The organism is Pantoea conspicua (genome assembly GCF_002095315.1).
Taxonomy (GTDB): Bacteria; Pseudomonadota; Gammaproteobacteria; order Enterobacterales; family Enterobacteriaceae; genus Pantoea; species Pantoea conspicua.
Genome location: NZ_MLFN01000055.1, coordinates 21,872 through 28,284 on the forward strand (window position 1 = coordinate 21,872; position 6,413 = coordinate 28,284).

A 6,413-nucleotide genomic window follows, 5' to 3' on the forward strand; every position below is an offset into this window, starting at 1 on the left:
TTACTTACGGCCTTTACGCTGCTGCTTTTTAGGTTGAGCAGCCGGTTCCGGTTGTTCAACAGCAGCCATACCACCCAGGATCTCACCTTTGAAGATCCATACCTTAACGCCGATTACACCATAAGTGGTGTGGGCTTCAGAGGTGTTGTAGTCAATGTCAGCACGCAGAGTGTGCAACGGCACGCGACCTTCACGATACCATTCGGTACGTGCGATCTCGGCGCCGCCCAGACGGCCGCTAACTTCAACTTTAATCCCCTTCGCGCCCAGACGCATGGCGTTCTGAACCGCACGCTTCATAGCACGACGGAACATCACACGACGCTCCAGCTGTGAAGTGATGCTGTCAGCTACCAGTTTCGCGTCCAGTTCCGGCTTGCGGACTTCGGCGATATTGATCTGTGCAGGAACGCCAGCGATATTCGCGACGACCGTGCGCAGTTTTCTACATCTTCGCCTTTCTTACCGATCACGATGCCCGGACGAGCAGTGTGAATAGTCACACGGATGCTCTTCGCTGGACGCTCGATAACGATACGAGAGACAGACGCTTTAGCCAGTTCTTTAGTCAGGAACTGACGTACTTTAAAATCGCTGTCCAGGTTGTCAGCGAATTCTTTGGTGTTCGCAAACCAGGTAGAGTTCCATGGTTTTACAATACCCAGGCGAATACCATTAGGATGTACTTTCTGACCCATTGCTAGTCTCCAGAGTCTCAGCGATCGGACACAACCACAGTAATGTGGCTGGTGCGCTTCAGGATGCGATCTGCACGACCTTTGGCACGCGGCATAATGCGTTTCATGGTCGGACCTTCATCAACGAAAATTTTCGTGATTTTCAGATCGTCGATATCAGCGCCATCGTTGTGTTCGGCGTTAGCAATGGCAGATTCCAGAACTTTTTTGACCAGTACAGCCGCTTTCTTGTTGGTGTAGGTCAAAATGTCCAGTGCCTGCGACACTTTCTTACCGCGAATCAGGTCAGCAACAAGGCGAACCTTCTGAGCAGAAGAACGAGCGTGGCGATGTTGAGCTAAAGTTTCCATCTCTTCCTCCTACTTATTTCTTCTTGGCTTTTTTATCAGCCGCGTGACCGCGATAAGTACGTGTCGGCGCGAATTCACCCAGTTTGTGACCAACCATTTCGTCGGAAACAAAGACAGGAACGTGCTGACGACCATTATGGACAGCGATGGTCAAACCGATCATGTTAGGAAAGATCGTTGAACGACGGGACCAAGTGCGCAAAGGCTTCTTGTCACCGCTTTCCACCGCTTTCTCTACCTTCTTCAGCAAGTGCAGGTCAATAAAAGGACCTTTCTTGAGAGAACGTGGCATGGCTTATCCTCTAATATTATTTGCTACGGCGACGTACGATAAATTTATCAGTACGCTTGTTGCTACGGGTCTTCTTACCTTTGGTCTGAACGCCCCACGGAGTGACCGGGTGCTTACCAAAGTTACGACCTTCACCACCACCGTGCGGGTGATCAACTGGGTTCATCGCGGTACCACGAACGGTCGGACGAACACCACGCCAACGGGCTGCACCAGCTTTACCCAGAACGCGCAGCATATGCTCAGCGTTGCCGACTTCGCCCAGTGTTGCGCGGCAGTCAGATTCGACTTTACGCATTTCACCAGAACGCAGACGCAGGGTAACGTAAGAACCTTCACGCGCAACGATCTGCACGTAAGCACCGGCTGAGCGAGCAATCTGACCGCCTTTGCCTGGTTTCATTTCTACGTTATGCACAGTAGAACCCACCGGGATGTTACGCATCGGCAGAGTGTTACCTGCTTTGATCGCAGCATCAACGCCAGACTGGATCTGGTCGCCGGCTTTCAGGCCTTTAGGGGCCAGGATATAACGGCGCTCGCCATCTTTGTACAGAACCAGTGCGATGTTCGCAGAGCGGTTCGGATCGTACTCAAGACGTTCAACAACTGCCGGGATACCATCTTTGTTGCGTTTGAAGTCAACCAGACGGTAAGCCTGCTTATGACCACCACCGATGTGACGGGTAGTGATACGACCATTGTTGTTACGGCCACCGGATTTGCTGTTTTTTTCTACCAGCGGGGCAAATGGTTTGCCCTTGTGCAGCTCCGCGTTTACCACTTTAACTACATGGCGACGACCCGGAGATGTCGGTTTACATTTAACAACTGCCATTGTCTTTCTCCTCCGACTTACTCAGCGCCGCCAGCGAAGTCCAGATTCTGGCCTTCTTTCAGGGTGACGTAAGCTTTTTTCCAGTCGCTACGACGACCGATACGCTGTCCGTGACGCTTAACTTTACCCTTAACAACCAGGGTGTTAACGTCTTTAACTTCTACTTCGAACAGTTTCTCAACAGCAGCAACGATCTCTGCTTTGGTCGCGTCATTAGCAACTTTGAGAACGATGGTATTGGTTTTTTCCATCGCGCTAGATGCTTTTTCAGATACGTGCGGCGCGCGCAGTACTTTCAGCAGACGTTCTTCACGGATCATGCCAGCATCTCCTCAACTTGCTTAACTGCATCAGCAGTCATAACGACTTTGTCGAAGGCGATCAGGCTAACTGGGTCGATACCTGATGCATCACGCACGTCAACCTTGTACAGGTTACGCGCAGCCAGGAACAGATTCTCATCCAGTTCGCCAGTGATGATCAGCACGTCTTCCAGCGCCATGTCTTTCAGTTTCTGTACCAGCAGCTTGGTTTTCGGCGCTTCTACAGCAAATGATTCGACAACGATCAGACGATCTTGACGTACCAGCTCGGACAGGATGCTTTTCAGCGCGCCGCGGTACATCTTTTTGTTAACTTTTTGACTGTGGTCCTGCGGCTTCGCAGCAAAGGTCACGCCACCTGAACGCCAGATTGGGCTCTTTACAGAACCTGCACGCGCACGGCCGGTGCCTTTTTGACGCCATGGCTTTTTGCCTGAACCGGTTACTTCAGCACGCGTTTTCTGCGCACGAGTACCCTGGCGGGCGCCAGATGCGTAAGCAACAACAACCTGGTGAACCAGCGCTTCGTTGAAATCACGACCGAAGGTAGTTTCGGAAACAGTCAGCGCGCTCTGCGCGTCTTTCAATACTAATTCCATTGCTATCCCCTTACGCCTTCACAGCTGGTTTAACGATCAGGTCGCTACCGGTTGCACCGGGAACTGCACCTTTAACCAGCAGCAGGTTGCGCTCAGCGTCAACACGTACTACGTCCAGACTCTGAACGGTTACGCGCTCATTACCCAGCTGACCTGCCATTTTCTTGCCTTTGAACACTTTGCCCGGAGTCTGGTTCTGACCGATTGAACCCGGAACGCGGTGAGACAAGGAGTTACCGTGAGTCGCGTCCTGGGTACGGAAGTTCCAGCGCTTAACGGTACCGGCGAAACCTTTACCTTTAGAGGTACCGGTTACGTCAACTTTTTTAACTTCAGCGAAAATCTCAACGCTGATGCTCTGACCTACAGAGTATTCTTCACCTTCAGCGGTGCGGAATTCCCACAGGCCGCGGCCAGCTTCAACGCCAGCTTTAGCAAAATGACCAGCTTCAGGTTTGGTCACACGGTTTGCTTTTTTTAGCACCGGTGGTAACCTGAATTGCCTGGTAACCATCGTTTTCCAGGCCTTTGACCTGAGTAACGCGGTTCGCTTCAACTTCGATTACGGTGACGGGGATAGAAACGCCATCTTCAGTGAAGATGCGGGTCATGCCCACTTTTTTACCGACTAAACCAATCATTGTTTCAACCTCTCAATCGCTCGATGACCTGATTAACCCAGGCTGATCTGCACGTCAACACCGGCAGCCAGATCCAGACGCATCAGAGCATCAACGGTTTTTCAGTTGGCTCAACGATGTCTACCAGACGCTTGTGAGTGCGGATTTCGTACTGATCACGCGCATCTTTGTTAACGTGCGGAGAGATCAGAACGGTAAAGCGCTCTTTGCGGGTTGGCAGCGGGATCGGACCACGAACCTGCGCACCAGTGCGCTTGGCGGTCTCAACGATTTCCGCGGTTGATTGATCGATCAGACGATGATCAAACGCTTTAAGACGGATACGGATTCTTTGGTTCTGCATGAGACCAGAGCTCCAAACTTTTTATAGACGAAAAAAATTACTACTCGAGCCCATTACGATTGATGGGAGAGTGTAATCGTTCAGCATATAACTCCCCAATTGGGAGTATTGTCAGGCGGCCTAAAATTCTGCCGTCTGCGATTCTGCTCGAATCGCGCCTGCAATATCTGCAGGCCCGCGCATTATACGTAAATCTGCTCAGGAAGCAACCCGTGTTGACCTTTTCCCTCTGATTATCGCCGGAGGTTTTTCGGTCTGCCTCGCACTACCCTCGCCTCTCCGTGTCCATTCCGCTCTTTTACTGCGCGCTATTTCCCGATAAAGCGATTGCTGCCATGACAGGCACGTGGATTACGCGCAGAGTCCCGTCAGACCTGTTACTCCACTCAGGAACCGTTATGAACCCGCTTCAGATGGCGATCAATGCCGTTACCCTTATCGTCGGCAGTGCATTGGGCAGCTTTATCGCACTGGCCTCTCATCGCTACTCACCCACCCTCTCGCCTGCCCGGTGGTTCGGCGCACTCTGCTCTCCCGGCTCGCAGTGTGACTGCTGTCATCATCGACTCTTGTGGCGCGACAACTTACCGCTGATAAGCTGGCCAGCCTTAAAAGGTAAATGCCGCTACTGCCGTCAGCCTTTTAGCCGGTGCAGCCTGATGACAGAGGGATTGATCGCCCTGCTCTGCCTGCTGGTGGTCAATACCTTTGATCGGATAACGGACTGCCTGTTCATTATTGCCAGCTCTTGCCTGCTGCTGTTGCTGGCCGCGATTGACCGTCGGCATCTCTGTCTGCCTGACCCGCTCAACTATATGCTGCTCTGGCTGGGTTTAACCCATGCACTGACGACGGGATCTGAAGCGGCGGCGATCACAGGTGGCCTGGCAGGCTACTGCACGCTTTGGCTGCTGGGCTGGGGCTATCGGTTATGTCGGGGACGTGACGGACTGGGTTATGGCGACATGAAGCTATTTGCGGCGCTGGGAAGTTGTTGTGGCTGGCAGGTATTACCCTGGATAGCCGTGGGAGCGACATCGCTGGCACTGGGGAATATCGTGATCGGGCATTGGCGTGGGTCTACAGAGTTAAATAACAGCCCGCTGCCGTTTGGCCCATTCCTGGCCATTGCGGGCTGGGTGATGATCGTGCTCCAGATGCGCTTTACTCTTCTTTAATCTGTGCCTGCAGGTAGTTCTGGATACCCATTTTACGGATTAGCTCAAGTTCGGTTTCGATCCAGTCGATGTGGTGTTCCTCATCGGCGAGGATTTCTATCATCATGTCACGACTGACGTAGTCATGAACTTTGTCTGCATAGGAGATCGCTTCACGCAGATCTTTTGCCCCTTCCAGCTCCAGCGCAAGATCGGAACCCAGCATCTCTTCGACATCCTCACCAATGCGCAGGCGGCCTAAATCCTGCAGGTTGGGAATACCTTCCAGAAAAAGAATGCGTTCAATGTACTTGTCGGCATGTTTCATCTCATCGATTGATTCATGGTATTCGACATCGTTGAGGCGTGTCAGCCCCCAGTTTTTGAACATCCGTGCATGCAAAAAGTACTGATTGATGGCAACCAGCTCATTTCCAAGCAGTTTATTGAGATGACTGATAACTTTTATGTCGCCCTTCATTGTTAACCCTCCGCGTCCGGTTTATTAGAGCGTAGATGCGGTTAAAAAGAAGTCAAAAAAACGCGACAAATAATGTGGTTATTCCCACACAGAGAACAAATCGCCCGATGTTCAGGCAATCTCTTTATACAGCGGGGCATGCTGCATCTCTTCGTTCATGATTTCACGCGCAGCGCGAATACATTTACCACACTGCTTGCCAACCGGAACAAGCTGACGAAGCTGCTGGATAGATTTGGGCTGATAGCGGCGTACAACTTCACGAAGGGTTTTATCACTTACGGCATTACACAGGCAGACGTACATTGACTCATCACTCTGGTACATTTTCTGTACACAGTGTAAATGCGAATCGTTTTTATTTCAAACCCAGCCTTTGTAGGGTCTTACCCTTGCCTTTTCTGTCGGCAAAAAAAAAGAGCACCGAAGTGCTCTTTTATTCTGTTGCAGTGGCCGTTTGCACGACCACAGCAGATATCACAATTAAGCGATAACTTTAGCAACAACACCCGCGCCAACAGTACGGCCGCCTTCGCGGATTGCGAAGCGCAGACCTTCGTCCATAGCGATTGGGTGGATCAGGGTAACAACCATTTTGATGTTGTCGCCTGGCATTACCATTTCAACGCCTTCTGGCAGCTCTACTGAGCCGGTTACGTCAGTTGTACGGAAGTAGAACTGAGGACGGTAA

9 protein-coding genes and 3 pseudogenes are annotated in these 6,413 nt (G+C 51.5%); 1 reads left to right on the plus strand and 11 read right to left on the minus strand.

Annotated features, from left to right (window positions below; translation table 11 throughout):
- The 8 genes and pseudogenes from rpsC to rpsJ form a co-directional block, all read right to left on the minus strand.
- Positions 1-698 (minus strand): annotated as a pseudogene (gene rpsC / locus HA41_RS16295) (30S ribosomal protein S3).
- Positions 699-715: 17 nt separating this feature from the next.
- On the minus strand, positions 716-1,048 hold the full coding sequence (gene rplV, locus HA41_RS16300) for a 50S ribosomal protein L22 (RefSeq protein WP_008927136.1): 333 nt from the start codon (positions 1,046-1,048) through the stop codon (positions 716-718).
- A gap of 13 nt (positions 1,049-1,061) precedes the next feature.
- The gene (gene rpsS / locus HA41_RS16305; RefSeq protein ID WP_001138115.1) at positions 1,062-1,340 is read right to left on the minus strand and encodes a 30S ribosomal protein S19; all 279 of its coding nucleotides are present in this window, start codon (positions 1,338-1,340) and stop codon (positions 1,062-1,064) included.
- Positions 1,341-1,356: 16 nt separating this feature from the next.
- Entirely contained in the window at positions 1,357-2,178 is an 822-nt protein-coding gene (rplB, locus tag HA41_RS16310; RefSeq protein WP_094121648.1) for a 50S ribosomal protein L2, read from the minus strand.
- Between the two features lie 17 nt (positions 2,179-2,195).
- Positions 2,196-2,498: a 50S ribosomal protein L23 gene (gene rplW / locus HA41_RS16315; RefSeq protein WP_094121649.1), complete on the minus strand. Its 303-nt coding sequence runs from the start codon at positions 2,496-2,498 to the stop codon at positions 2,196-2,198.
- On the minus strand, positions 2,495-3,100 hold the full coding sequence (gene rplD, locus HA41_RS16320) for a 50S ribosomal protein L4 (protein WP_003850711.1): 606 nt from the start codon (positions 3,098-3,100) through the stop codon (positions 2,495-2,497). Before rplD ends, rplW begins: the two co-directional genes overlap by 4 nt.
- 10 nt (positions 3,101-3,110) lie before the next feature.
- A pseudogene (gene rplC / locus HA41_RS16325) lies at positions 3,111-3,741 on the minus strand (50S ribosomal protein L3).
- A 32-nt stretch (positions 3,742-3,773) separates the two neighbouring features.
- Positions 3,774-4,084 (minus strand): annotated as a pseudogene (gene rpsJ, locus HA41_RS16330) (30S ribosomal protein S10).
- A 398-nt stretch (positions 4,085-4,482) separates the two neighbouring features.
- On the opposite strand from rpsJ, the gene HA41_RS16335 reads away from it, so the two are divergent.
- Entirely contained in the window at positions 4,483-5,262 is a 780-nt protein-coding gene (locus HA41_RS16335; RefSeq protein ID WP_244175139.1) for a prepilin peptidase, read from the plus strand.
- Here HA41_RS16335 and bfr read toward each other — a convergent pair.
- The 3 genes from bfr to HA41_RS16350 form a co-directional block, all read right to left on the minus strand.
- Complete coding sequence (bfr, locus tag HA41_RS16340) at positions 5,249-5,722, minus strand: bacterioferritin (RefSeq protein ID WP_094121650.1); 474 nt, start codon at positions 5,720-5,722, stop codon at positions 5,249-5,251. The two genes, HA41_RS16335 and bfr, sit on opposite strands and share 14 nt — an antisense overlap.
- A 111-nt stretch (positions 5,723-5,833) precedes the next feature.
- Entirely contained in the window at positions 5,834-6,028 is a 195-nt protein-coding gene (gene bfd / locus HA41_RS16345) for a bacterioferritin-associated ferredoxin (RefSeq protein WP_094121651.1), read from the minus strand.
- Positions 6,029-6,205: 177 nt separating this feature from the next.
- Positions 6,206-6,413: EF-Tu C-terminal domain-related protein (locus HA41_RS16350; protein ID WP_046289650.1), on the minus strand; the 208-nt coding region annotated here is incomplete at its 5' end.